Origin of the sequence: Paenibacillus sp. MER 180 (assembly GCF_023713665.1) — a bacterium.
Lineage (GTDB): Bacteria > Bacillota > Bacilli > Paenibacillales > Paenibacillaceae > Paenibacillus_B > Paenibacillus_B suaedae.
In genome coordinates this window covers 424,215-450,197 of sequence record NZ_JAMAVT010000001.1, presented here as the reverse complement: position 1 = coordinate 450,197, position 25,983 = coordinate 424,215, and the positions used below count along the sequence as shown (strand labels likewise).

Below are 25,983 nucleotides of genomic sequence, written 5' to 3'. Positions count from 1 at the left end.
GTGTCACGCTGTCAACGTTGTTCTATATGCTCAGCTTTCAGTCATGATACCTCCATTTACATGAAGCACCTGACCTGTGACATAGGAGGAATCATCGGAAGCTAAATAAATATAAGTCGGTGCAAGTTCAAATGGCTGACCGGCACGTCTCATTGGGGTGTCACGTCCAAAGGTTGAGACATAGTCAGCTGAGTAACTGGATACGGTAAGCGGCGTCCATATCGGGCCCGGAGCGACAGCGTTGACGCGTATGCCTTTATTAACAAGCTGCAGTGACAATGAACGTGTAAAGGATACGACGGCTCCTTTGGTAGAGGAATAATCAACTAACAATGGAGCGCCTGCATATGCGGTTACAGAAGCGGTTGAGATGATGGAGCTTCCCGGCTGTAGATGAGGGAGGGCAGCTCTGGTCAAATAAAACATTGGGAATATGTTCGTGCGGAACGTATTTTCCAGCAGTTCGTCAGAAATGCAGAGCAGACTTTCCTGAGGGAACTGAACGCCCTGGTTCAGCACAAGCACATCGAGCCGACCATAGTGTTCGATTGTTCTGCGGACGACCTCTTGGCAGAATGCTGGCTGACGGAGATCAACTTCAAGCAGCAAGCATCGCGCTCCATAGCTTTCAACCATTTGGCGGGTTGCCTCTGCATCTATACGTTCGTATAGATAGGCGATCGCAACGTCTGCCCCTTCTTTGGCAAAGCCGATGGCAACAGCACGTCCGATGCCGCTGTCACCACCAGTAATAATTGCTACCTTGCCCGCCAGTTTGCCGCTACCCTTGTAACCTGGATTATCGGATATTGGCTGAGGGTGCATCAAATATTCAAGTCCTGGCTGCACATTCTGATGCTGCGGCGGGAAGGTAAGGGGGACTTGGCGACATTGTGTTTCGTAGCTGTAATAAGGAATCATAGGAATCATGACAAGATCCTCCTGTAACTTTGTAAACTTACAGGCAGGATATTCGCCTACTTCCAGATTGGTGCTTCGGAAGTACGATCGTGACACATGGCGGAGTCTTTATTGCGCAAACGGAATGCGAACAGGTTATACAAATAAGTTTAAGGAACCAGCAATATTCTTCCTGCGGATTGGCGTTGTTCGAAGCGGGAGTGAGCTTCGGCGGCTTCCGATAGCGAGTATTTGCGATCAATTGGGATATCGAGTTTCCCTTCCTGCAACCACTTAATCAGCAAGCTCATGAATTCGGGCCAATGCTGACGATAGGGCAAGCCGTTCGTGCGAGTAATGAACAGGGATCCCTTTTCTTGCAGCATCATAAGGTCTACAGGCGGTATGAAGCCGCTTGCTTGCCCGTAAATAATGAGGTAGCCGCCAAGACCAAGACTATCTAAGTTGGCCTCGAATGTATCTTTGCCGACGCCGTCATATACAACGTGCACACCCCTTCCGTCGGTAATTCTCCTAGCTTCCTCAGCTATATTCGATTCGGATGACACGATGACTTCATCCGCTCCGTATTGTCGGGCAATTTCACCTTTCACCGCTGTTGAGGTAACCGCAATAACACGGCCGCCCCGCAGCTTTATCATTTGCACGAGCAGAAGCCCCAGGCCACCCGCAGCGGCTTGAACAAGGCACCAATCGCCTGGATTGACAGGATAGGCTCTGTGAGTGAAGGCGTAGGCAAGGAAGCCTTGGGTAAGACCGGCTCCAGCCTGATCGTCGTTTAGTTCGCTTGGTATTGGCATAACGCGGTCTGCCTTCGTGACGGCGTGTGTAGCATACGTACCAGTGCCGCCAAAGAGGAGAACCCGATCTCCTACCGTAAGATGAGGAGGACAGTCAGATCCAAGCTGTTCGATTGTCCCGACACCCTGGCTTCCAAGCGTCAATGGAAGGAAAGTCGAAAGTCCGCCCTTCTCTTGGTAAAACGCTTGATGTACGAGTTCGCCTCGACGATGTTGAACATCAAGGAAATTGACGGAAGCTGCATGAATGCGGACAAGCACTTCACCTGATTCCGGAACTGGTGTTGGAGTTTCTTGAAGCTGCATGACTTCTGGCCCCCCGTAAGCGTGAATACAAATGGCCTTCATAGAAAATCGCTCCTCATTAAACATTATAGTTTCCTGGAAACAATAATAGCGGAACCTGCCTTTCTTTGTCAATATTGTTTCTTGGAAACTTTATTTGTGTTTTGTATATTGCTATACTGAAGAAAAGAATGAAACATAGGTGATTGGAATGGAAATAAATCATAATCAAGGATCAGAAGAAGAGGATAAGCGCCCGCTGATTGAGCAGGTTATGGTACTCGTTGAGCAAGTAGGGAAGCAAATGCAGGCAGAGGATGATGATGAAAGCCGTTGGCTTCAGCAGCATTGCACGAATCCGGAATTAGCTAAGATACTGAAGGAGATGACAGTCATGGAGCTTCATGTCATAGATGCGATTGGCCGTCTAGAGCCTGTAAACGGCATAACCATCTCGAAGCAGTTCGGTATCCTGAAGGGCAGCGTATCCAAAATTACGCGTAGATTAGTCGGGCGCAAGCTGCTGCAGACTGAGTTCCTCCCCAACAACAAGAAAGAAATTCTATATCGTACTACGCCTCTCGGCAAAGAGTTATTTAATCTCCATCATGCAATGCACCAGCAGATTGAGCGAAGCGCGACGCAGTTTTTGCAAAAGTACGAAAGCGGAGAATTGGAGTTCGTGATCCGTATCCTACAGGATGTGTTGGCGACGTCTTGGGTGAATCCTGATCGGAACGATAAAGAGATAACGTAAGCGTGGCCGCAGCTCATGCAGTCTCATTTCGAACGAAAAACTCGCTCTGGAAATAACCCTGATAGTGGGCACATACATATGGAGGCATCTAGTACATTGAGTTAAGCAGGTGCAGCATGCAGACAAAGGGAATGGACGGAATGCGAACGCCTCTCGTCTTGGTTCCGGGAGTGTTCGGCTCCATGAGCGATGTGATATTGCCAGGGACGGGAGGATGGAGCTTTGGGCTTGCTGGGGACATATACGAGCCTTTTCTCGAGCTTTTTAAGCGGATCGGCTATGTGCGGGATCGAGACTTATTTATTGCCTATTATGATTGGAGGCAGCGTATTTCTTTTTCAGCTTATACGTATTTAGCCCCAATGATTCAAGAGGCGAAACTCAAGACCGGGGCCGATCAGGTGAATCTGGTATGCCACAGCATGGGTGGCCTTGTCGCACGCGCTTACGTGCAAAGCGGTTATTACAGAAACGACGTGGATCAGCTTATTATGCTGGGCACGCCTAATGCCGGCTCTCCTGTGAACTATTGCTATTGGATGGGTGGTACCCTGGAGTATAATGCCGCTTCCCCTCACAATGCCGTATCTTTGGCGATGTATGAATATCTCCATTATGTAAGCCGTGGTTGTCCCGGCAACCCTATTGCAGCCATTCGTGCAGCCTTCCCGAGCTTGGTTGAAGTGGTGCCTAGCTGTCAGTATGGGGATTATTTGCTCGTAAATGGTCATGCCTCAATGAGACTGATCCCCTACCCGTTGATGCCTATTCAAAATGACTTTCTTCATGAGCTGGATGCATACGCCTGTTTGATATTCAGACGACATATTCGTGTAACAATTATTGCGGGAATTGGAAGTCGGACGGCACAGTATCTCCATACGGCAGACAGTTCTGACAACAAAATCGAGAAGAGTGCCATATGGAGTACGGTGAATAGCGACGCAGGGGATGGCAATGTGATGGTGCATAGTGCCTTGGCGTTAGAAGGGGAGAAGCATGTGATTGCAGCCGATCATGTTCAGCTGCTTCTCCGCAGCGCGCCTTTACTGGTGGAGAGGCTTGCATTGCCACTGTGAGGGATTTATGACGAGAGTATCCATTACGACGAATTGGATGGGTTTAGCCGCTTCTGCTTCCGCTGCTCATCCAGAAGCTGTGTCATCCAAGCTTGAATGTGCTGGGTGTAGGGTGTGGAATAGGTCGGATAAACGAGATTATAGATTTCCAATGGATCCTCAGTAATATTGTACAGCTCATATTCATCCGCCAGCGGGACTGTTTTGACGTGTGTGGCCCAGCAGGCTTGGGGCAGCTGACCATCCGTACCTTCCGTCATTCCTGTAAGCTGTGAGGTAACGTCTTGAACGCCCGGATCGCTCCAAAACTGCGGATTATCGAAGTAGCGAGACAGCTTCCATATTTCTAGCTTGCCATTATTGTCAAGAGTATCCATTACCGTTTCGACATGGTTGGGCTGAATGACAGCTGAATATGGCTGCCCAAGCACATTCACTTGATGCTGTCCCCGTGTTACGTCATCATCGGTCATGAAATAGATTGGCCCTTCCGGGATCGCATGCTGTTGATCCAGAATTGCGGAGGACAGGTTGCGTCCGACTAGCGGCTGAGCTTCACTGAAACTCGTCTGCAGCTGCTTATGGATGGCATCAATATCGGCATTGGCCAACCCCAGCATGGTGGGAATAAGATCTACATGGCTCGTAAGGGAGTGGATATGTTGGTGCTGTGGGAACAATTGCGGATGATGAATGACGAGAGGGACATGGATCATCTCCTCATAGGCGCAGTACCATTTCTGATGGAGGTCACCGTGTGAACCCAATAGATCTCCATGATCCGAGGTAAATATAATAATCGTATTGTCATAAAAAGAAGAACGGTTCAATGCATCCAATACCTTGAGCAGCTGCTGGTCGGCATTCTTTTGCAGCTGATAGTACAACTTGCGATAGAAGGGCTGGTCGAGAATCGGCTGCAGCGCCTGAGGATAGATATCCCGATAGCTAGCCTGGCAGCGCGGCTTCGTGAGCAGCGATTCATAAAAAGTAGGCGGAGGGGCAACATCAGGAATCGGTCCCACATCGAAGCGGAACGTAGGCATATGCGCCGTAAATGCTCCATACAGCACAATGTCATGTGGATTGACGAATGATGCAACAACTAGCCAAGGCGGAGCATGCGGGTCTTCCTGCTTCTGTTGGTGGAGTGCTTCAAGGAGCTGCACCGCTTCTGAACCGTAGACTACATCCCGTCCGCTCAGTCCAACACCGGCAGAGGAGCCGGAGTTGCGTGGGTTTTTGCCGTGCGGCTCGGGTCCAATCCAGCCAGAGAAGCCATAATTCTCAAGCCGATTAGCGTCTGCATACAATTGTTCAAGCTGTTCATTCGGAATACCTGTTACCGGGTCGTAGCTCGCTAGGCCGGAATGGGTTCCTGGAATGACAATATCCTCATAAGATACATGCCATTTTCCTTTGTAATACGTTTGGTATCCTGCTGCACGGAAATAATCCCCCAATGTGGGTACGGTATTGCGATCCATCCAGAACATATCCGAATCGAAAGTACCCTTAGCAACACCGTTCGTCTGAGAGACGCCATGAAGAGATGGGTATTGTCCGGTAAATAAGGTAGCCCGGCTCGGAGAGCAGGCAGAGCTTCCGATATAGTGGCGGTGGAACTCCAGACCATGCGATCGAAGGAATCCCTGTGCAATCAGGTTGTTTTTGCGCCACTCTCGTATTTCCTTATTTTCATACACAGGAGGGTAGCGCTCTTCATCCACGAGAAGCACGAGGAAGTTCGGTTTATGAAGCGATCCAACGATAGGCGAGGCTTGATTCATCGAACACATCTCCCCAGTTCTATGATTAACTTAGGCATATGTCATACCTGTGCGAATTAGTCGCTCCGGACATGTTAGGTATGATGCTGCAATTGTGGGCAGATTTAACACACACATAGGTGTATTTTTATTTTCGATGAGGCATGAGTTATGCTGTAGCGTATAGACGGCAACCTTCTCTAATACTAGAGAGGGTTTTCTTTTTTTTAGACAGGTTGAAAAAAAGAGTGAACCATTTTGGGCGACGGAGCGAATATAGGGTGTATACAATTTCAGGGGGCCCTCTCACATGAATGAACAAGAGTGGAATAGATGGATTGATCGATTGATTGAAGGCGATATAGAAGCTTTTGAAGTGATATATAGCGTAACGAAGCAGAAGGTGTACGGAACCGTATCTATGCTGGTCTCGAATCGGGAGGATGTGAACGACATCGTTAGCAATATTTATTGCAAGCTGTGGCAGGCGCTACCCAGCTATGATCGTACTCGCCCGTTCCTGTTTTGGTTGAACGGTATCGTCATCAGGCAGGTACAGGATTGGCGCCGGCAAATATGGAGAAGGTTCCGCCTTCTGGAGCGCAACCGAATATTGGATGAGAAGCGATCGCCAGATCCTCCAGATGAGCTCCTTATAGAGCAAGAGCGGCAGAGTGAGCTGTTGACGCTTATTAATAAGATGCCATATAAGCTTCGAGTCGTTGTTATTTACCGGTACTACTGCCATTACACCAATGAAGATATAGCAGAGTTGCTTAGTATACCAGTAGGAACAGTGAAGTCCAGGAACCATTTGGCCTTGAAGCAACTGCGGCGGAGATTCGGAACTCAACTGGAGCGGGAAGGGGTGATCGAGCATGTCTACTTCAAAAGAGATTAACGAGGCAATAAAGCGCCATTTTGAACATATTCACGTGCCCGAAGAGGTGGATGAACAGGTACGGAAGTCGTTTGTGCAATTTCATGGAGAGAAGGAAGAAAAGGAGAGATTGAAAATGAAAAAGCGTATTTTAATGTTCAGCCTAGCAGCAGCGATGCTTGTCCCGACAGCAGGTTATGCGTTAACCAACTCATTCTTTGCCAAGAGTGATGTCAACGGTTTGGTGGACAGCGGTGTGAAGCGTTCCGTATCGGAGGGACTTTCGATTCCCATTGATCAGAAGATTACGGATCAGGGCGTTACGATTCATTTTAAGGAGATGTATGTAGAAGAGAAAAAGGTGCTGATTCATTATCGTATTGAAAATCAGGACGGGGAGCTTGTCCCGTATGAGTTCGATACGACTGAACTGGATATTCGGGAAGAAGGTACGAAGAACGGCAAGCAGACAGACAATCCGACCTTCAATGTGCCGGGACAGGAGGGCTTCAACATTCTCAGCTTTATTCAGACCGACGGAGAGAATCACCTTCCTTTCTATTTGGTCGATGAGAATGGGAAAGAGCTTCAGACTGGAGTTGCGGAGCATGATAAGCCAGAGGGGATGATTGCCTTCCTTACGAATGACTCTAAGCTCCCTACGTCCATTTCAATGAAGGTAGATGTCAATCGGATCGGCAAAGTGATGGGAAGCTGGAAGGGGAATGTGGTGATTGACCAGAGCAAGGCCAGGAAAGCTACGGAAACTGCCAGATAATAAACAAGCTCAAGATGGATATCATCATGGACCTATGAAGAGAGAAATGCTATAATGCTAGGTAGAACAACAGGTTGAGGTGGCAATTATGGCAACGGCAATTTCCTTTTTTGCAGGTGCTGGTGGACTCGATACAGGCATTCACCAGGCAGGCTTCGATATTAAACTATCACTTGAAATAGAATCTGTATTTTGCGAGACGCTTCGGGCAAATTATCCGGATATGAATGTGGTCGAGGGCGATATTTCGGACTATTCTCGGGAACGCATCTATCGAGAGGCGGGCTTGGATGAGGGGCAGGACATTGATCTCATGTTCGGCGGCAGTCCTTGTCAATCATTCAGCACAGCGGGCAAAAGGCAGGCATTTGAAGATCCGCGCGGCAATGCGATGTTGAAGTTCGCGCAGCTGGTGGAGGAGACACGCCCCAAGGTATTTCTATTGGAAAATGTGCGCGGACTGCTGTCAGCTTCTTTGAAACATAGACCGCTGCGCCAGCGGGGAGAGGAGCATGCTCCGCTTGAGCCGGAGGAGATGCCCGGCAGTGCGCTCACACATTTGCTCCAGCATTTCCATGAATACAATGTGACCTATGAACTGCTGAAAGCAGCTGATTACGGGGTTCCTCAGTCGAGGGAGCGGGTATTCTTTGTCGGCGTACGCAAGGACTTGAGTACAACGTATGCGTTTCCTGCCAAGACACACGATGCTGAGGGCGGCGAAGGGCTGCCGAGATGGGTGACGCTTGGAGATGTTTTGCGCGACTTGAACGTAGAAGAGCACCATTACCCTCGGTATTCACCGGAAAGATTGTATTACATGCACATGATTCCGCAGGGTGGGGGCAACTGGCGAAGCTTGCCCGAGGAGTTCGTAGAACTGGCTATGGGCGGCGCCTATGAATCAGGCGGAGGCAAGGTAGGCTTCTATCGACGCCTATGGGTCGATAGGCCAGCCCCAACGCTGCTGACCTCGCCCATTCAGAAGAGTACGAATCTTGGACACCCGTATGAGGATCGTCCGATAAGCATTGAGGAATACATTGCCCTGCAGGAATTCCCGAAGGAGTATCATGTAGCGGGCACATTATCTCAGCAATATACGCAGATTGGAAATGCAGTCCCCGTCCGTCTTGCAAGAGTGCTGGGCAGTTCAATTATGCAGCTGCTTGAGCGCATTACAGAGATACAAGAGGCTAATCGAATGGAGGCAACAGCAAGCAGGTAACATGGGTTGCTTATAAGAGTACAAGGACTTCAAGGTGCAGAAATCATTTCTGCACTTTTTTTGTGTATCCATACGTGTAGAAGAATAAGTAGAATTATCTTTCGCGGTTAGGACTTTAAGAGGTTTACATGAATCATTCAATTAACCATATAGGCTGAATGACATGCATATGATACAATAGATGGAACCAATAATTAGGAGGTATACTCATTGATCGGACGTAGCGGAAATCCAACGCTTAATGAAGAAACGTTTGCAAATCAGGGTAACTATGAGAATCAAGAACGAATGACGATCGGCGGTACCGTCAATAAATCGTTCATGGCGCTGGCGCTGCTTGTTGGAGCGGCAGTCATATCGTGGACCATGTTCGCGAATGGATACAATATGAATCCATATTTAATAGGTGGAGTAATAGGCGGCGCGATTCTAGCACTTATTATCAGCTTTGTTCCGACAACGGCCCCGTTCCTTACGCCGATCTATGCGATAGCCAAGGGACTTTTCTTAGGTGCTATATCTGCAAGGTTCGAAGCATGGCAAGGAGGAATCACCCTTCAGGCAGTATTGCTGACAATGTGCGTATTCATGGGCATGCTGCTGGTGTACAGACTTGGACTAATCAAGGCGACAGACGGATTCCGTAAAGGTGTCATTACGGCGACAGCAGGGGTTGCCCTTGTCTACTTATTCAGCTTTATTTTAGGATTTTTCGGTATTACCATTCCTTATTTGCATGAGAGCTCGCTTATAGGCATTGGAATATCTGTCGTTATCATCATCATTGCAGCATTGAACTTCATTCTTGACTTTAATTTGATTGAAGAAGGTGCGGAACATGGCGCTCCAAAGCATATGGAGTGGTATGGTGCATTCGGATTGCTCGTGACGCTTGTATGGCTGTACATTGAGATTATTCGTTTGCTTGCCAAGATCGCTAACCGAGATTAATAGATCTGTATGTTTTTTTAAGCCATTCCTCTCTAGGGATGGCTTATTTCGTATACTTCTGTGGAGAGAGTAGGCTGACATAAGCAGTTCATTCTTATGCATATGGGAAGTGCTTTGCTCATTTACAGCTAATATAGGCTCCATTTTCGTTAAATTTATCCCTCAAGTAGAGGAATTCACCCTTGTAGTGGCATCCTGTATCCCTCTACAATGTAAGCAATTAGACCTAGTAGTTATCGAGCCTGCATCACCAGCCACGAGTAGTCTCGGTACTACCGCTTATCCATTCCTATACTCACATCCAAATTTACTTTTACCCGAACAGACATTTTCCATTTTCTTATCACCGTGTAACGCAATCATCTTCTCACCTAGTTTCGTAAGCGCTTTAATTAATCGACTCTTCATTCATTTCGTAAGCGCTTTAATTATTGCCAGACCACACTTTTATATCTTCTCGGTAGCATTCGCCTACATCATGATCATATTTCATTCCACTTTTGACTCTGGCAAGGAGGTGATCGCTGCCACAATGACTGTGTAACATCCACCGTAACAATTCAAAAGAGGGTTATACCAACAACAGTCAACAAGATACAGCCTCATTTCGCTAACTCCAAGATACGCAGAAGCTTGAATGGTAGGATAGTGCCATTTTTTTAGGCTTGGACAAATTTGAACATGCGGGAGTGTTATGAGATGAAAAAAAACTTGATGTTGTTAATGATTATCGCCTTGATGGGCATGATGGCTTTGTCTGGTTGCGGCAGTAAAGATGCGGGAAAACCGGCTGAACCAGCGAAGGAGCAGGCAACAACGACAACACCGCAGGAGCCTGCGAAGCAAGAACATGCTAAAGAGGAGAAGGTTGAAGAATTCTCTATGGTCATTCGTCACATCAACGTTCGTGACACTGCGAAGGCGACGCTGAAGCAGCTGGAGGATGTTGTGGCGAAGACAGAACAGGATGTTCCTGGCTTGAAGTTCAAGTTGGACGGGGTAGAGGATACAGTTAACCGTGACGTGAAGCTGAAGGCGGAGATGTCTGCCGGTACACAGCCTCCGATCTTCAACCTGTTCGGTGGCGATGACACAGTGAAGTACTCTAAGGCTGGACGTTTGCTTGATTTGACTGGGATTTTGGATGAACTGGGCTTGAAGGATGCATTCTTCAACTTAAGGGAATTTACAGTGGACGGTAAAATTTATGGCCTCCCTGAGGCTGGTTATATTGAAGGCTTCTTCTACAACCAAAAACTGTTCAAGGATGCGGGCGTAGAAGTGCCTAAGACATGGGATGACTTGATCAAAGTGTGTGAAGCCTTGAAAGCAAAAGGTATTACACCAATCGCGTTGGGCTCAGGCGCAGGAGATGGCTGGGCAGCCAACATGCTTGTGAATTCTCTGTTCGTCGGCTTGGGCGGGGCAGAGCTGCAAGAAGGCTTTGCATCCGGAAAGACAAAGTGGACAGATCCAGCAATCATCGAGACATTTAAGCGTGTTCAAGACTTCAAAAATAAAGGCTACATTGACCCGAACGTACTTGGTCTCAAGTATCCACAAGGTCAAGCGAATTTCTACACTGGCAAGGCTGCGATGCTGTTCGATGGCAGCTGGGCAGCGAATGCAATTACAGGAGATACTTCTACGGTGAAGGATGTAGCTGGATTCTTCCGTATGCCTGATGTAGGCGGCCCTGGCGACGGCTTGATCAATGGTGGCTGGTCAAACGGCTATGGCTTCTCTGCTACGCTGAAGGACAATGAGCTGAAGGCTGTTAAAGCATTCATTAAAAATTTATACACGATAGAGGAACAAAAGCGCAGCCTCGTTGAATCCAGCCGTATCCCTGCTATGAAGGGTGTGAGCGGTGTCGAGGGTGGTACGGAATTGGTGAAGGCGCTCGGCGAATCTCAAGGATCGGCGAAGGGTGCATTCCCGGCATTTGATGCGCTCGTACAGAAGAGTGTGAAGGTAACATTGGAGCAAACGGTACAAGAGGTTCTTGGCGGCAAGCTTACGCCTGAGAAGGCAGCTGAGCGTATGCAGCAAGCACAAGAAAAGGGCAATAAAGAAGGGAAATAATCTCGTCGTATTGCATAGTTGGGGGCCGCAGCAGCGCTGTGGTTCCCCTTTCTTATCAGGGTTGATGCGTACATGCTGGTTCGTTAGGCATTACAGTTCTGACTAGGAAGAAATAGCAGCTGATCAGGCAGTCTTCATCTATGAACGGACTCCAGCAGGTGTTTTCCTATCATTTTGTCCCGGTTATGGCCCCACGCTCACCGGATAATGGGAGATGTGAATCATGAACAAGATACTCCGGAATCGTGTCGCTTTCTTTCTGTTTGTAGTTCCGGCACTGGCACTTTACATTACGTTCTATTTAGTGCCTCTATTCAAGTCGCTTCAATATTCCGTAACGAGTTGGGACGGCATTACGGAGCCAGTCTTTAACGGATTCGATAACTTCGCCAAGGCATTGTCTGATGAGAAGTTTTGGATCGCGTTCAAGAACAATATTTATTTTGTGTCTTTCTCCGTATTCATTCAGGTACCAATGATTGTGTTCGTCTCCATATTGGTCAGTGGTGTAAGACGGATGCTTGATTTCTACAAGCTGACTGTATTTATGCCGAGTATTCTCTCAACCGCTTCGATTGCGGTTATTTGGCAGTTCATTTATTCACCCGATGCAGGTCTGCTCAATCAAATCTTGAAGGCAGTCGGCCTCGATACATGGACAAGATTGTGGCTGGGCGATGAGAATACCGCAATGCTGTCCGTACTCGTGACCAATGCTTGGCAATGGACAGGATTCTATATTGTCCTTGTGTTGGCGGGCATATTCGCGATTCCGAAGGAGATGTTGGAGGCCGGAGAAATAGACGGTGCGGTCGGCTGGCGCAAGGCATGGCTGCTAACCATTCCGCTTATTCGCCCTGTTATTGTAGTAACGATGCTACTCTCCATCACAGGTGCCATGAAGGCGCTGGATATTGTACTCATCATGACTAATGGCGGTCCATTCGGCAGCTCTGAAGTTATGGCGACGTACATGTATCAGCAGGCATATGCACTTGGCGACTTCGGTTATGCGAATGCCATTGCGATCATCATTACGGTATTTACCGCAATTCTCTCGCTCATTTACCATATCATTAACAAGAAGACGTCGAAGGAGGCGGAATACTAATGAGGGCTTATCGATCCAAGCGTATTCTGTCTCATGTCGTGCTTCTCATCTACGTAGTCATCGTTATTTTCCCTTTATTGTTCGTTGTGCTCTCTTCCTTCAAGGACAATACAGAGATCTTCAATAATCCTTGGGGATTGCCAGCTAGACTAAGCTGGGACAATTATGATAATGCCTTGTCGAGTGCACATATAGGTCGGTATTTCGTGAACAGCTTATACATTAGCGTGATCGCGACGACCGCGACCATACTTCTCTCTACAGCGATTGCGTATGCAGTTACACGGATGAGGTTCCCGTCTCTAAGCAAGCTCGTAATGGGGCTCCTGCTACTGTCGATCCTCATTCCACCCGCATCGCTGCTTATACCGCTGTATATGATGATTAAGGACTTCGGCATCTACAACACGCCGTTCGCCCTGATGATACCTTATGCGGCATTCGGCATCCCGTTAACGACGTTCGTCATCGCTGCCTTCCTCAAGTCGATTCCGACAGAGCTTGAAGAGGCAGGGGTCATGGATGGACTGTCCACTTACGGATTGCTGCGCCGTATCATTATCCCATTGACGATGCCAACTCTCGTCACGGTCTTTATTTTGAACTTCATCAGCCACTGGAACGAGTACATTATGGCGAACCTGTTTTTGTCCGATCAGGAGCTGCGTACGCTGCCGGTTGCAGTCGTATCCTTTGCCGACAAGTTCAATATGAACTATGGGGCACTCACTGCGGCCATTACGATCAGCGTCGTGCCTGTCATTGTCATCTATGGTGTTCTGCAAAAGCAAATTATTGAAGGTGTGACAGCAGGAAGCGTTAAGGGGTAAGCAATTTAGGAAATAGCTAGAATTGGGGAATAGGGCTGTCTTCTAGTCATAGAGGGCAGCCTTTGTCATGTTGGATAGAGGAAGTGGATTGCATGCAATTGTGCTTGTTCGTCATCGCATATCGGTTTCAGTACCTTGAAAGGGATGTTTTGGGGAAGGAGGATGCCCTCTTCCCATACGCGAGAAGGCCTACCCATGAGAGCAGGCCTTTGTTCGACGGAGGATGATACGAGGGTGAATAGGCGTGATTAGATGATGGATAGAGAACCGCTTCTAATCAAGTTCAATGTGGGGGAACCTTCTGTAAGCACAAGCTTCTCTTCCGCATCACGCGCTTCTTGCTTGGGCTCGACAACATATCGATAGTTTACGGCATGTTCAAGCAGATACGGCTCTTCTCCATTCACGTAATCGAGATAGCGTGCACGCAAATTCGTAGTCTGTTCCACGTAGATGACTTTGTACATCCGATTATCCAACTGCTTCGTCAGGAAAACGAATATGCCGATTTCTTCAGGGATAAGCTCCGCTGATTCAGGGGTAAATGGCAGTACTCGCGACCAATCCGCCATCTTCATCGCCTCCATTTCGTTTTAAATTATTCAATATGGTCAATATGGCGTGTAAACAAGGCCGTCTGCAGATACCCTCAGGCCTAGCTCAAAATTGATAGCACAAATAGCTGAGCAGTCCCGCATATTCACGGTAGATGACCTTAGCCTCGCGTTCTGGTTCTCCGCTTCCTAGTGCGATCAGGATCGGAACGAAATGCTCCGGTGTAGGCACAGCAAGCTTCGCGTGGGGAGCGTCTTCGGCATAGTTGAATAGAGCATCATAGTTCTTGCGTTCAATGTTGTCGATCAGCCAATCGTCGAATTCCAGCGCCCACGATTCTGTTACGTCACTATGCAGGCTCAGATTATGAACGGTCACTCCGCTTCCGATAATGAGCACACCTTCATGCTGCAGCTCCCGAATGGCACGGCCAATCAAGAATTGATCTTTGGCGCTCAGATTCGGATTCACTGACAACTGTACGACAGGAGTGGAAGCGTTCGGATCGAACTGCTTGAGCAAGGACCATGTTCCATGGTCAAGCCCTCGCTCGGCATCCAGATCACTCTGGATATCGTGTTGGCTGAATAGATTGTGGATGCGGATAGCCAGCTCTTTATTTCCCTTAGCAGGATACTGCACAGCAAACATCTCATCCATCCACCACGGACCGAAGTCATGAATGGTGTGGTAGGTATCGTCCGTGTACGTTATTCGCGTGCTGGATTCGACCTCCCAATGCGCAGTGAATACGACGAAGGCAGTTGGCTTTACAGGCAAATCCTTGGCAAATTGGGCTAAAAAACGGGTATAGTCATTCTCCTGAATGGCGATGAGCGGCGATCCATGTGCAAGAAATAATACAGGCGCCGAAGTCGTTGTAGCGGTGGACATGATTCACACACCTTCCTTTTTTATATCTCTTAGCGTTAAATCACATAATCGGCAGGTCGGCTGACACGGGAGAGGAACTGCTTCGTCCGCTCGTGCTTCGCAGCTCTGAAGATTTCCTTCGGTGTTCCTTCTTCCACGATCGAACCCTGATCGAAGAAGATCACTTTATCTGCAATTTCCTGAACAAACCCCATCTCATGAGACACGATAATCATCGTCCGTCCTTCCTTGGCAGCTGACCGAATAACGGCAAGCACTTCGCCGACCATCTCCGGATCAAGTGCAGAGGTTGGTTCATCGAGCAGAATTACCTTCGGTTGAAGGGCGAGTGCCCGGGCAATGCCCACACGCTGCTGCTGACCGCCTGATAGCTCGCGAGGGTAGTAGTCTTTCCGATCCTGAAGTCCGACTCGATCCAAGTAGCTGCTTGCGATGTCATGGGCTTGCTGTGTCTTCATTCCTTGTACCGTCACGAGACCTTCCATAACATTTTCAAGAGCTGTCTTGTACTTCAGTAAATGGAACTGCTGAAATACCATTGCGGTATTGCGGCGCAAGTACAGAATGTCGCGCTTCGTCGCCTTGGACATATTAAGCTCGTAGTCGCCTAGTGCAATTGAGCCCGCTTGCGGTGTCTCCAGGAAGTTCAGGCAGCGAAGCAGTGTAGACTTGCCTGAGCCTGAAGGGCCGATGATGGCGACAACCTGACCTTCTTCAACCGTCAGATCCACATGGTGCAGCACGACATGTTTACCGAATGTTTTGTGTAAGCCTTGGATTCGGATCATCAGCAGCCACCCTCCTCTCGTTAACCTTCAGCCGCTTCTCCCAGCGCGCAATTAGGCGCTCTAACACAATTGTCACGAGCCAGTAAATGATTGCAAGCGACACATACACTTCGAAGAAGCGGAAATTGCGGGAAGCCATCAGCTTGCCTGCGGCTGTCATCTCCACAACCGAGCATACAAAGGCAAGTGAAGTGCCCTTAATCAACCCGATCAGAGAATTGCCGAGGGTTGGCAGTGCAACGACGAGCGCTTCGGGCAAAATGATGCGGCGCAGAACCTGCGTTGTCGTCATTCCCATAGAATATCCGGCTTCAATGCCACCCTTATCGACAGATTGGATTGCAGCCCGAATACTCTCTGAGTTGTAGGCTCCTTCATTCAAGGCAAAGGTGACGAGCACGAAGATCATCGGTGGAATATGGTTCGTATTGTAGTCCGTCCCGTAATAATAATTGATATACTGCATAGCCATCGGAACCGCATAGAAGGCCAGATAGAGCTGAACGATAATCGGTGTCCCTCTCATGAAGGAGACATAGAATGCCGCGAGAGAGCGGAGCACGGGAATTTGCTTAATCTTGATAAGCGCCGTTGCGAGACCGATCAGCAGGCTAAGGAGCATGGATGCAAAGGCGATTCCTAGCGTGATCGGCAAGTAGGCAAGCAGTTCAGGAATTTGACTGAACACGAGTTCTACATCAAATAAATTGGGCATCGCACATCACTTCTTTATGGATATTTGGAATGGAGCCGGGCTTAATTATCTCGTATAGTCGGCTCCTAAATATTGAATGGACAGCTCCTTCAGCTTGCCATTGTCCAGCAGAGTGCGCAGCGCACCATCGAATGCATCACGAATGGCAGGGCCGTCGCCTGTTTTGCTGAATATGAAATAGGCTTTCGGGTTTTGAATCTTTTCGATTTCTTCCTTAGGAAGCTCTACGGTATCGAGCGCAATGCCGTATTCCTTCTCAATGTCTCTCAGCATGACTTTCTCCGCAAAGGTGAAATCGGCTGCACCATTGGCAATGTCTTGATAGGTTTTGATCTGATCTTGATCGGTGTAAGCAGGTTTGATCTCTTTGTCCGGATGCTCCTTGTTGAATTGTTCGACAAACAACTGCTCGAATCCACCGCCAGGGCTGATTGGGATCGTTTTTCCTGAAAGATCATTAATGGATGCAATGTCTGTACGGCCTTTCTTCACCACTACCACGGTGCGATTGAAGTAGTAGTATTCGTTGCCGAACAGATATTTCTCTTCGCGTTCCGGCTTCTTGGTGATGTTATTGGCGCCAATTTGATATCGTCCAGAGTCGATGCCAGCGAATATGCTTGGGAACTCAGTTTTCTCAAACTGAATGTCATATTGCGGCAGCAGCTTGTCAATTTCCTTCAAGACAGCAATGTCGTAGCCATCTAGGTTGTTGTTCTGATCCACATACACATAAGGCTTCGGTCCGCCGCTCGTGCCGACTAGCAAGGTCTTGACCTTCTGCTCGCTGGTAGATGATGCTTGATCGGCTGCCTTGCTGCATCCTGTGGCGATCACGGTGAGTGCCACTGCAGCTGTGAAGGTCAGTGCCCAGAGTATTCTTTTCTTCTTGTTCATATTCGGCGTTCCTCCCTCGATTTCTATATCCGAGTAATTCTATATGATTATTTGTTTGCCATCATACGGGATAATGGGGTGTAAATATAGTAAAAATCGGAACAGATCTAAAATTGTCGATGAGGACGAGGGCTTCAGATGTGAGGGATAACGAGGAGGGAATGGGAGACGAGGATTGACAGCACACCGAAGTTTTGATTTTAATAAGATTAATCCGATGGGAAAAATATAAATTATTATGGGGGTGATCGTTGTCATGAGTGAACTGCCTGACAGCATAGGATATTTCCCTCACCAGCCATCCTTTGAGCAGAAGCAGATGAACTATTTCGATAATCGGCTGTCGGCTTACCCCAAACCGATGGGGATTCAGTATTATACGTTTTCACTGAATGAAGCAAGCAGCCATTCGATGATGATACTGCCGGATGGAAGTATTGATATTATGATTTGCTGTGATCAGGATCGCCCAAGCGCTAACGTATGCGGAACAGTGACTTCAAGCAAGCAAGGCGGGTTCCGCCAAGGGAACTGTGATGTGTTTGCGATTCGCTTCTTCCCCGGCTATGGCAGGCATGTGCTTCGCTATCCCGCCCATGAGTTCACTGATCGCGAGATCCCACTAGCTGATGTGATCCGCAATTCCTCCATACTGCTGGAGCAAATTGCGGCAGCGAACAATATGCCGGCAAGAATCGCGATATTCGAATCGTTCTATCGCCAGCTTATCCAAGGGGAGGACGAGACACCGCCCTGGCTGAAGCATGTAACGGAGCAAATCATTAGCAGCAGCGGATCGCGAAGTATGTCCGATTTATCGCAGCATACAGGGTATTCGTCACGATATATTGCGAAGGTATTCCAGGAATATGTAGGCATGTCCCCGAAGCTGTTCAGCCGTATCGTGCGCTTTCAGTATGTATTGGATTCATTGCTGCGTTCGAACTATGAGGGGGTAATGGAGGAGATGACGGAGCTGGGGTATTACGACCAGAATCATTTCATTAAGGAGTTCAAGGAATTCAGTTCGTTTACGCCTAAAAAGTACATGGAACAGCTATGAGTTCATCCGCCGCATCAATCACCCGATAGTTCGAATAGGAATAAGCCAAGACGGAAGATTAGATATTCTGTTCTTCATGCACGGTACTTGGATATATAAAAAGCCCCTCTAACTCGTTGAAGGAGTAGGAGGGGCATAACACGTATACTACTTTTTCAATAATAAATAGACGAAATACGGTGCACCAATCAGTGCGACGACGATGCCGACCGGAATACCATCAGGCTCCAACACGTTGCGTCCAATCGTATCCGCCACCAGCAGCATCCAGCCGCCTAGCAGTATCGCTACCGGAAGGAACAGCTGGTGCCTTGGGCCGACCAATGCTCTGGCAATATGCGGCGCCATCAATCCAATGAAGGCGATTCCGCCAGTCACGGAGACGGCTGCGGCAGCTAGTGCAACGGCAGCAATCAGCAATGTCAGTCGTTCCTTCTCGATGGATACGCCTACTCCGATTGCGACAGGCTCATTGAGTGCCAGCAGGTTCAGACGATTCGCTTTATATAAGGTATAGGGGATCAATACAACCAACCAAGGCAGTATCGCCCAGATAAATGGCCAATCTGCACCCCAGACATTCCCCGCAAGCCACTTCGAGATGAAATCAACCTTGGCTCGTTCCGACGAGGAGATAAGTACGATCATCGTTCCTGACAATGCCATGGAGAAACCGACACCAGTCAGCACCAGCCGTACAGGCTGCAGCCCTGAAGTCCGTTGATACGAAAATAGATAGATAAGAGCTGCTGTAAGCACAGCCCCGATAAAGGCGACAAGAGGCAGCATGTATGCGAATGAGCCCATGTCTATGGGAACGAACAGGAAGAACACCGAAATAGATACACCGGCCCCAGCATTAATTCCAAGTATTCCGGGATCGGCGAGATCATTGCGAGTCACACCCTGCAGAATGGCTCCTGATAAAGCCAGAGCCATGCCGGATAGAAGTGTAATCAGGATGCGAGGCATTCGGATAGAGAACAGCACGAAATCCTCCTTGAACGTCCCCTGCCCAAGCAGGGTAGGGAGCAGCCGATCATAGGACAATGATGAGTATCCGAGACCCATTCCGACGATGATGGTTAGCAGAATAAGCCCGAGCAGCAATACGAGAATAAGCCGCTGCTTTCTCAACAGAGAGGGTAAGATCATGAGAATGCTTTGCCTCCTTTATGTACAATGAACAGGAAGAAGGGCAGACCCAGCATGGCAACGATGGCTGCTACAGGTGTCTCGTACGGGCTATTGATTGTTCGTCCAAGCGTATCGGCAAGCAGCATGAAGGTAGCGCCCGTAAAGATGGACATTGGCAATATAAATCGATAATCCGTGCCTACCATAGCTCGTACAATATGAGGAATCATGAGTCCGATAAAGGCCATATTGCCAACAAGTGCTACAGATGCGCCGGCAAGCAGAACGATGACGATAAATAGGATGATCTTCACCATGAGTGTTTTCTGGCCTAATCCCACAGCGACCTCTTCATTCAGGCTTAGGATGGTCAGCTGTCTAGAGAAGCCAATGGCAATCAAGATGCCGCCGAGGACCACAGGAACGATAATTTGAAGCTGACTCCAATTGGTACCGATAAGGCCGCCTGCAGTCCATAAGGAAATTTCCCGAGATATCTTAAAATAAAGCCCTGTTCCTTCCGCTACCGCGACAAGGAAAGCAGTGACGGCAGCACCAGCCAGCACGATACGAAGCGGGGAGAATCCCCCCTTCTTCATTGCACCGATGCCGAATACGATAAATGCACCAACCGCTGCACCAATGAAGCAAGCAATCGTAATCGCATAATAGTTGGCGCCAGGAATCAATGCCAGTGTAATGGCCAGCGCTGCATTGGCACCAGCAGTAAGCCCGAGCAGGCCAGGATCAGCAAGCGGATTGCGTGTCATGCCCTGCATAATCGCACCTGCTACAGCTAGGGCGGCACCGACGACCATCGCGCCTATTTCGCGTGGAAGACGGATATCTCGTAAAACGGAAATGTTGTCACTTGCAGCATTCGACGTAAGGGCAAGCCACACATCGCGCAGCGAAGTGTCAGCGGCGCCGAATACCATTGCCACGACGAACATTCCTGCACATAAGAGGATTCCGACAATTAATTTGCCTATAAACGGAATCGTACGTTGATTCGAGTTCACCATGCATAATGTCCCTTTCTCATAATGGTGCTTAGAATACAGGAAAAGGAATTCTTAAAAATAAGAATTCCTTCTCCAGACGTTACTTGCTTGCCGCGAAATCTTTAATGAATGTCTCCAATTGGAAGTCCAATGTGAGCGGGTCATTGAAATAGAATTCATTCATATTAACCTCGAACACGCGATTGTTCTTCACGGCAGGGATATTTTTATACGATTCCGTTTCTTGGAATGAGTTATCGCCAACTATGTTTCTACTGAGAATGACATAGTCGCCTGCGAATTGCGGAAGAACCTCAGTAGAGAGTGCGAAGTAGCCAGGTCCCAACGCTTTTTCTTTGACTTTTTCCGGCATGTTCAGCTTCATCTCTTGGTACAGAATTTCCGTTCCACGGCCCCAGTTGTTGCCGTACACATACAATTGCTTATTGAAATTCTCGATAACCGAGACAGTTGCATTTTCACCGATTTTGGCTTTAATGTCTTTGCCAGCTTGTTCAGCGCGCTTCTTGAAGTCGTCGATCCAAGCCTTCGCTTCAGCTTCTTTGTTCAAAAGCTTGCCGATCTCCAGATGCTGTGTTAAATAATCGACCTTGCCGTAAGTGAATGTAACGGTAGGGGCAATTTGGTTCAGCTTGTCAATATTTTTAATGCCCGACAAACCAATGATCAAATCCGGATTGAGTTCAATAATTTTCTCCAGGTTCTCATCAGACACTTCAGCAACATCTTTCAATTTCGATTCAAAGCGAGGGTTCTGCTTCGCCCATGTATCTACACCGACTAGATTCACGTTCAGTGCCATGACATTCCCTGCGAAGGAAGATAATACGACAACACGCTTCGGATCAGCAGGCACCTTCACTGGCCCATTTTCTGCCTGATATGTAATCGTGTCAGATTTGCTTTCTTTGTTCTCTGCTGCATCTTTCTTCGGCTCGGCAGCAGGGCTTGTGCAGGCGCTAATTGCGAGCACGAATATGAGCATAAAGGGGATGAACCACTTCTTCATGATGCTGTTGCTCCTTTAATTAAGTTATATGTGATACACATCGGCTTGTTCGTTCGAGGATCCCGTCCGATTTCAGCATCGATTTGAAACACCTTTTTCAGTACATCTGAGGTCATAACCTCTTCACAATCGCCAGCCTTAACGATCTCGCCGTTCTTCATTGCGATGATGTAGTCGGCGAATCGTGCTGCTTGGTTCAGATCATGGAGAACCATGACAATGGTACGCTCCTGCTCATCATTCAGGCGCTGCAGCAGCTCCAATACTTCAAGCTGATGAGCCATGTCCAAATACGTTGTCGGTTCATCGAGGAAAATGATTTCTGTCTCTTGAGCAAGTGCCATGGCAATCCAGACACGCTGGCGCTGACCACCGGAGAGGGCGTCTACAGGGCGATATTTGAAATCAATCGTTCCTGTCACTTCCAATGCCCAGTCGATGACCTCGATATCCCTCTTCGTTAAGCGTCCGAAGCCGCGCTGATAAGGGAATCGCCCATAAGAGACAAGCTCGCCAACCGTTAACCCGCTTGCACTTTCCGGGGTTTGGGGCAGAATAGCCATCTTCTTGGCCAGCAGCTTCGTATTTTCTCTGGCAATGTTCTCACCGTCGAGGATGACATTCCCGGATTGGTGGGGAATAATGCGAGTAATTGCTTTGAGCAGTGTAGATTTACCGCAGCCATTGGAGCCAATGATCGTTGTGATCTTTTTATCGGGAATAGGTACACTTAGATTTTTGACAATTAAGCGTTCACCGTAACCAATGCTTAAATCATCTGTATATAGGCGAGCCATGCTTCAACCTCCATTTATGAAGACGAACGAGCGTTATCGACATTAATTGATAATGATTATCAAGATCATTTCTTTCCATAATATAAATTCCTGCATATCGGATGTCAATAGTAATTTTTATTGTAAAAGGGTGATGAATCGGATATCATTGATAATGATAATCAATACCAACAAGTTTCTGAGGAGTGAAGAGAACATGGATCAGGAACAATTATTTGATGTAACGGTAATTGGAGGGGGCCCAGCAGGGCTGTACTCTGCTTTTTATAGTGGACTTCGAGAAATGAAAACAAAGCTGATCGAATATCAGCCACAGCTTGGCGGCAAGGTGCATGTATATCCAGAGAAAATGATCTGGGATGTTGGCGGACTAACACCTGTCACTGGAGCGCAGCTAATCAAGCAAATGGTGGCGCAGGGTTTGACGTTCGATCCAGAGGTTGTACTTAATGAGAAAATCGAATCGATTGCTCGCAATGAGGATGGTGTTTTTGTTCTGGAGGCAGCCTCCGGTCAGAAGCATTACTCCAAGACGGTCATCGTGGCAGTCGGCGGGGGAATTTTGAACCCGACCAAGCTTGATATTGAGGGCGCAGAGCGCTTCGAAGTAACGAATTTGAATTATACGGTGAAATCGCTCAGGAAGTTTAGGAATAAGGTCGTGGTCATTTCGGGCGGCGGCAGCTCTGCAATTGACTGGGCGAACGAGTTGGAGCCGGTCGCAAAGAAAGTGTATTTGACGTACCGGAAGGATAAGGAGTCTTTGTCTGGGCATGAGGCAACGATTACGCAGCTCATGAATAGCTCCATTGACTGCTTCTTCAATACGTCCATTACAAAGCTGATTGCAGCGGACAACCATGAGACGATTGAACGAGTAGAACTGACGAATCAAGCGACAGGCGAGATCGAAATTTTGCCGATTGACGAAGTGATTATTAACCATGGCTATGAGCGGGATTCGAGCCTCATTGGCAACAGTGCTTTGAAGATTGAGCAGGTAGAGGATTTCTATGTGGCGGGCAATGCCAGCAGTGAATCTTCGATTCCTGGGCTGTACGCAGCAGGGGATATTTTGCATCATGACGGGAAGCTTCACTTGATCGCAGGCGCCTTCCAGGATGCGGCCAACGCGGTGAACAAGGCAAAGCAATTCATACAGCCGGATGCAAACAGCTGGGGAATGGTATCTTCCCACAACGATGTGTTCAAGGAACGCAACCGTGAGCTTGTGAAGCAGATGATGAATTCATAATAATAACGAAGGGACGCACCAAGGCTTGTTGCTGCAAGCTACGGGTGTCTCTTTTTGTTCTATATTGGGACATCAATCTTTCAGCTTATTATAAGTGTGTGGATTCTATTTTGCAGGATTATATCTAAGGGATATGATTAAGACTTAACTGCCTGAGGCGAACAAACTCTAGAATTTGCACCAACTCACGGAAATGTTGATTAGAGGTACGGTGGTACTGCGTTTGAATATGGAAGGGATCATGAACCGTTATTTCCTTCGGTGTTCCATTTGGGTGATAGTGGGCATGGAATTTTATAATCAACTGCTGATTATGGGCATACCAGTCATACCAATAATTCGATGTCATTCCCAGCATCGTTTATTATTTCGGTACAGTACATTTTCGATAAATCATGAAAAAGAATTACTTTACGGATTGTGCGTTTATCGCTATATGGGACACCTACAACATTTCGAATCTCCAAAATAATATCTGAGAAGTTTTGTTCGATAAAAAAATAGTTACTCCTCGGAATTCCTAGGCTCAAAGTTCATCCTCCCCAAAAAGTGTTTCCAAACTTGAGCGTCGGATTGTTCTTCAGGTGATAAATTACTTCTTGCGCCGAGCGTTTGTTCGAATTTCCCTTTATACTTCGTTTCATATATTTCAATTTGACGAGAGTAGTAGGATAGAGAATTTTCTTCGGGAGCTGAGGTCACGAGTTGTTGCTCGCTCTCCCACATATGTACAATATCGCAGACAAGTAGTCTTTTCCCAGCTGGTGTTATATATATCGTGTCTGCGGAAATATGATTGCGTTTGTTATCTCCAGCCAGATCTACACCTTCGAAGCGTTTCTGTTTGATCCAATTATGAATAGTGACCATGCTAACCCCAAAAAATGTAGCCAGCTCTTTGGTCGTATATTCTTTGGCATACCTTGTTGGAGGCGAGATGGGTTCAGGTGAGTCAGTGGCAGAATTGGAATTACACGCCTGTAAAAGAGCGTGGTGCAGCAATACGGAGAATTTCTCTTGAAAAACCTCTGTGTTGTCGAAAATAGACTCATCGAAGGAATCAATAATAGGTTCATTATTCTTTAATGCATGTGCGAGAACTTTAAATAGCAGTACACTATTTTCGTAAGTGTTCATTTCTAGTAATTCGACGGCGATTTCACGGCATTTCATATCAAATATTTTCTTCTCCGCATATGTTATCGACATTAGCATCACCTCACACCTCCATCATATCCCATTACTTACCATGTATCAATTATTCTGATAATATTTCTTTAAGAAACTTAAACTTAGTTAAATCTTATTAATCATTATTACGCATTATTCATCGATTCAACCCTGCTATTAAAGATAAAGATACCACTATTCAAAAGGATTGACGGATACATTTCATAGGCGTACAATCAGTTAAAATTTCAGGGGGGATGGCATGTTGGAATCATGGAGCACAGCGGATGACTTGGTAAATAACCCTTATTTTCAACGGGACGAGGTGCCGTTCAATCTGCTGTACCGCATTTGCGAGCTGGATGGGGCAACTTGTCTCAAGTCGAAGGATGGCACCTTGATATTTGCACAGTCTCCTGGACATAATGGGTGGCTTTGGATGTCGAAGGAGATAACGGATTCGGAACGTGATGAGCGCTTGAGAGAGCTTGCGGAAGTGCTTGAATCGCATGAATTGCCTGAATTGCCTGGCATTACGGGATTGCAGCACACAGTGGAACGATTTGCCAATCTGTATGCGAATGCAAAACAGCTGCACTATGACACCCACATGGGGATGGAATCGTATTGCTGTCCGAAAGTGCTCAAGCCACAGCATGTAGGCGGAACAATGGAAAAGGCTTTGGGAAATCGTACGGGTATCGTGGCTTCGTTTTTGGCAGGATTCTCGGAAAGTGCATATGGAGTAACCGTCACGCCTGAGAGCCAATTGTCTGCGGCTGAAGGATTGATTGGTCAAGGGAATCTATATTTCTGGATGGTCGATGGTCGGCCGGCATCGATGGCAAATATTGCGCACCGATCGCCACGCCATGGACGGATTAATGTGGTCTATACGCCGCCTGCATCACGGAAACAGGGCTATGCAAGTGCCCTTGTAGCGGAGGTATGTGAGCTGCTGCATAGAGAGTCCCTGCAGCCGATGCTGTATGCGGACTTGACTAATCCCGACTCCAATAATGTATACCAGCAAATTGGGTTTGTGGACAGCGGCAAAGTGACAGACATTAGATTTAATAGAGGGTAAGCACAACAGGGGCAATCATTAATGCATTTATGATGCACCGAAGAACCGAAGCATTGAAGCTATCAGGCAAGCGTGCCTATAATACATAAGAAGGGAAGCCTTCGGCAGTTCAATCTG

Annotated in this window: 25 protein-coding genes; 12 read left to right on the top strand and 13 right to left on the bottom strand. The window is 47.6% G+C overall.

The window, feature by feature from the left end; genetic code table 11:
- Positions 1-30: 30 nt before the first annotated feature.
- The gene (locus M3661_RS01870) at positions 31-930 is read right to left on the bottom strand and encodes an SDR family oxidoreductase (RefSeq protein ID WP_251481789.1); all 900 of its coding nucleotides are present in this window, start codon (positions 928-930) and stop codon (positions 31-33) included.
- A gap of 140 nt (positions 931-1,070) precedes the next feature.
- Entirely contained in the window at positions 1,071-2,069 is a 999-nt protein-coding gene (locus tag M3661_RS01865) for a quinone oxidoreductase family protein (protein WP_251481785.1), read from the bottom strand.
- Between the two features lie 148 nt (positions 2,070-2,217).
- Here M3661_RS01865 and M3661_RS01860 point away from each other — a divergent pair, with 148 nt between their 5' ends.
- Positions 2,218-2,763, top strand: a complete 546-nt coding sequence (locus tag M3661_RS01860; protein WP_251481782.1) for a MarR family winged helix-turn-helix transcriptional regulator — start codon at positions 2,218-2,220, stop codon at positions 2,761-2,763.
- A gap of 116 nt (positions 2,764-2,879) precedes the next feature.
- Positions 2,880-3,842 (top strand): esterase/lipase family protein, encoded by a 963-nt coding sequence (locus M3661_RS01855; protein ID WP_251481777.1) that lies wholly within the window; start codon positions 2,880-2,882, stop codon positions 3,840-3,842.
- A 23-nt stretch (positions 3,843-3,865) separates the two neighbouring features.
- Here M3661_RS01855 and M3661_RS01850 read toward each other — a convergent pair whose 3' ends face one another.
- A complete protein-coding gene (locus tag M3661_RS01850; protein WP_251481773.1) occupies positions 3,866-5,632 on the bottom strand; it encodes a sulfatase family protein in 1,767 nt (588 codons plus the stop codon).
- A 289-nt stretch (positions 5,633-5,921) separates the two neighbouring features.
- On the opposite strand from M3661_RS01850, the gene M3661_RS01845 reads away from it, so the two are divergent.
- The 7 genes from M3661_RS01845 (at position 5,922) to M3661_RS01815 (ending at position 13,474) form a co-directional block, all read left to right on the top strand.
- Positions 5,922-6,512 carry a sigma-70 family RNA polymerase sigma factor gene (locus M3661_RS01845; RefSeq protein ID WP_251481769.1) on the top strand — a complete coding sequence of 197 codons (591 nt, stop codon included), beginning with the start codon at positions 5,922-5,924 and terminating at the stop codon, positions 6,510-6,512.
- Positions 6,490-7,269: a DUF4179 domain-containing protein gene (locus tag M3661_RS01840; RefSeq protein WP_251481765.1), complete on the top strand. Its 780-nt coding sequence runs from the start codon at positions 6,490-6,492 to the stop codon at positions 7,267-7,269. The genes M3661_RS01845 and M3661_RS01840 overlap by 23 nt, the downstream gene beginning before the upstream one ends.
- A gap of 88 nt (positions 7,270-7,357) precedes the next feature.
- Positions 7,358-8,497 carry a DNA cytosine methyltransferase gene (locus M3661_RS01835; protein WP_065290987.1) on the top strand — a complete coding sequence of 380 codons (1,140 nt, stop codon included), beginning with the start codon at positions 7,358-7,360 and terminating at the stop codon, positions 8,495-8,497.
- Positions 8,498-8,707: 210 nt separating this feature from the next.
- Positions 8,708-9,448 carry a Bax inhibitor-1/YccA family protein gene (locus tag M3661_RS01830; RefSeq protein WP_251481761.1) on the top strand — a complete coding sequence of 247 codons (741 nt, stop codon included), beginning with the start codon at positions 8,708-8,710 and terminating at the stop codon, positions 9,446-9,448.
- 699 nt (positions 9,449-10,147) lie between these two features.
- A complete protein-coding gene (locus tag M3661_RS01825; RefSeq protein WP_251481756.1) occupies positions 10,148-11,533 on the top strand; it encodes an extracellular solute-binding protein in 1,386 nt (461 codons plus the stop codon).
- 223 nt (positions 11,534-11,756) lie between these two features.
- Positions 11,757-12,644, top strand: a complete 888-nt coding sequence (locus M3661_RS01820; protein WP_251481752.1) for a carbohydrate ABC transporter permease — start codon at positions 11,757-11,759, stop codon at positions 12,642-12,644.
- Entirely contained in the window at positions 12,644-13,474 is an 831-nt protein-coding gene (locus M3661_RS01815; protein ID WP_251481749.1) for a carbohydrate ABC transporter permease, read from the top strand. Before M3661_RS01820 ends, M3661_RS01815 begins: the two co-directional genes overlap by 1 nt.
- Before the next feature lie 248 nt (positions 13,475-13,722).
- Here M3661_RS01815 and M3661_RS01810 read toward each other — a convergent pair whose 3' ends face one another.
- The 5 genes from M3661_RS01810 to M3661_RS01790 all read right to left on the bottom strand — a co-directional run bounded on the left by M3661_RS01810 (position 13,723) and on the right by M3661_RS01790 (position 17,323).
- Complete coding sequence (locus tag M3661_RS01810; protein WP_065290992.1) at positions 13,723-14,046, bottom strand: hypothetical protein; 324 nt, start codon at positions 14,044-14,046, stop codon at positions 13,723-13,725.
- A gap of 88 nt (positions 14,047-14,134) precedes the next feature.
- Positions 14,135-14,923, bottom strand: coding sequence for a DODA-type extradiol aromatic ring-opening family dioxygenase (locus tag M3661_RS01805; RefSeq protein ID WP_251481746.1), 789 nt, complete (start codon positions 14,921-14,923; stop codon positions 14,135-14,137).
- 35 nt (positions 14,924-14,958) lie between these two features.
- Complete coding sequence (locus tag M3661_RS01800) at positions 14,959-15,711, bottom strand: amino acid ABC transporter ATP-binding protein (RefSeq protein WP_251481742.1); 753 nt, start codon at positions 15,709-15,711, stop codon at positions 14,959-14,961.
- Positions 15,674-16,426 carry an amino acid ABC transporter permease gene (locus tag M3661_RS01795; protein ID WP_251481738.1) on the bottom strand — a complete coding sequence of 251 codons (753 nt, stop codon included), beginning with the start codon at positions 16,424-16,426 and terminating at the stop codon, positions 15,674-15,676. The genes M3661_RS01800 and M3661_RS01795 overlap by 38 nt, the downstream gene beginning before the upstream one ends.
- Positions 16,427-16,471: 45 nt before the next feature.
- Positions 16,472-17,323 (bottom strand): transporter substrate-binding domain-containing protein, encoded by an 852-nt coding sequence (locus M3661_RS01790; RefSeq protein ID WP_251481734.1) that lies wholly within the window; start codon positions 17,321-17,323, stop codon positions 16,472-16,474.
- Positions 17,324-17,579: 256 nt separating this feature from the next.
- Here M3661_RS01790 and M3661_RS01785 point away from each other — a divergent pair, with 256 nt between their 5' ends.
- Positions 17,580-18,386 carry a helix-turn-helix domain-containing protein gene (locus M3661_RS01785; RefSeq protein ID WP_251481729.1) on the top strand — a complete coding sequence of 269 codons (807 nt, stop codon included), beginning with the start codon at positions 17,580-17,582 and terminating at the stop codon, positions 18,384-18,386.
- Positions 18,387-18,533: 147 nt separating this feature from the next.
- On the opposite strand, the gene M3661_RS01780 is transcribed toward M3661_RS01785, so the two are convergent.
- The 4 genes from M3661_RS01780 to M3661_RS01765 form a co-directional block, all read right to left on the bottom strand.
- Positions 18,534-19,541, bottom strand: a complete 1,008-nt coding sequence (locus M3661_RS01780; RefSeq protein ID WP_065290997.1) for a FecCD family ABC transporter permease — start codon at positions 19,539-19,541, stop codon at positions 18,534-18,536.
- Entirely contained in the window at positions 19,538-20,548 is a 1,011-nt protein-coding gene (locus M3661_RS01775; protein ID WP_065290998.1) for a FecCD family ABC transporter permease, read from the bottom strand. The genes M3661_RS01780 and M3661_RS01775 overlap by 4 nt, the downstream gene beginning before the upstream one ends.
- Before the next feature lie 79 nt (positions 20,549-20,627).
- Entirely contained in the window at positions 20,628-21,557 is a 930-nt protein-coding gene (locus M3661_RS01770) for an iron-hydroxamate ABC transporter substrate-binding protein (RefSeq protein WP_065290999.1), read from the bottom strand.
- Positions 21,554-22,354 (bottom strand): ABC transporter ATP-binding protein, encoded by an 801-nt coding sequence (locus M3661_RS01765; protein ID WP_065291000.1) that lies wholly within the window; start codon positions 22,352-22,354, stop codon positions 21,554-21,556. Before M3661_RS01765 ends, M3661_RS01770 begins: the two co-directional genes overlap by 4 nt.
- Positions 22,355-22,550: 196 nt before the next feature.
- Between M3661_RS01765 and M3661_RS01760 the strand changes: the two genes are divergently transcribed.
- Positions 22,551-23,609 carry an NAD(P)/FAD-dependent oxidoreductase gene (locus M3661_RS01760; protein WP_251481726.1) on the top strand — a complete coding sequence of 353 codons (1,059 nt, stop codon included), beginning with the start codon at positions 22,551-22,553 and terminating at the stop codon, positions 23,607-23,609.
- 504 nt (positions 23,610-24,113) lie between these two features.
- On the opposite strand, the gene M3661_RS01755 is transcribed toward M3661_RS01760, so the two are convergent.
- Positions 24,114-24,824, bottom strand: a complete 711-nt coding sequence (locus M3661_RS01755; protein ID WP_251481723.1) for a helix-turn-helix domain-containing protein — start codon at positions 24,822-24,824, stop codon at positions 24,114-24,116.
- A 217-nt stretch (positions 24,825-25,041) separates the two neighbouring features.
- On the opposite strand from M3661_RS01755, the gene M3661_RS01750 reads away from it, so the two are divergent.
- Positions 25,042-25,866 carry a GNAT family N-acetyltransferase gene (locus tag M3661_RS01750; protein ID WP_251481719.1) on the top strand — a complete coding sequence of 275 codons (825 nt, stop codon included), beginning with the start codon at positions 25,042-25,044 and terminating at the stop codon, positions 25,864-25,866.
- The last annotated feature ends 117 nt before the right edge of the window (positions 25,867-25,983 follow it).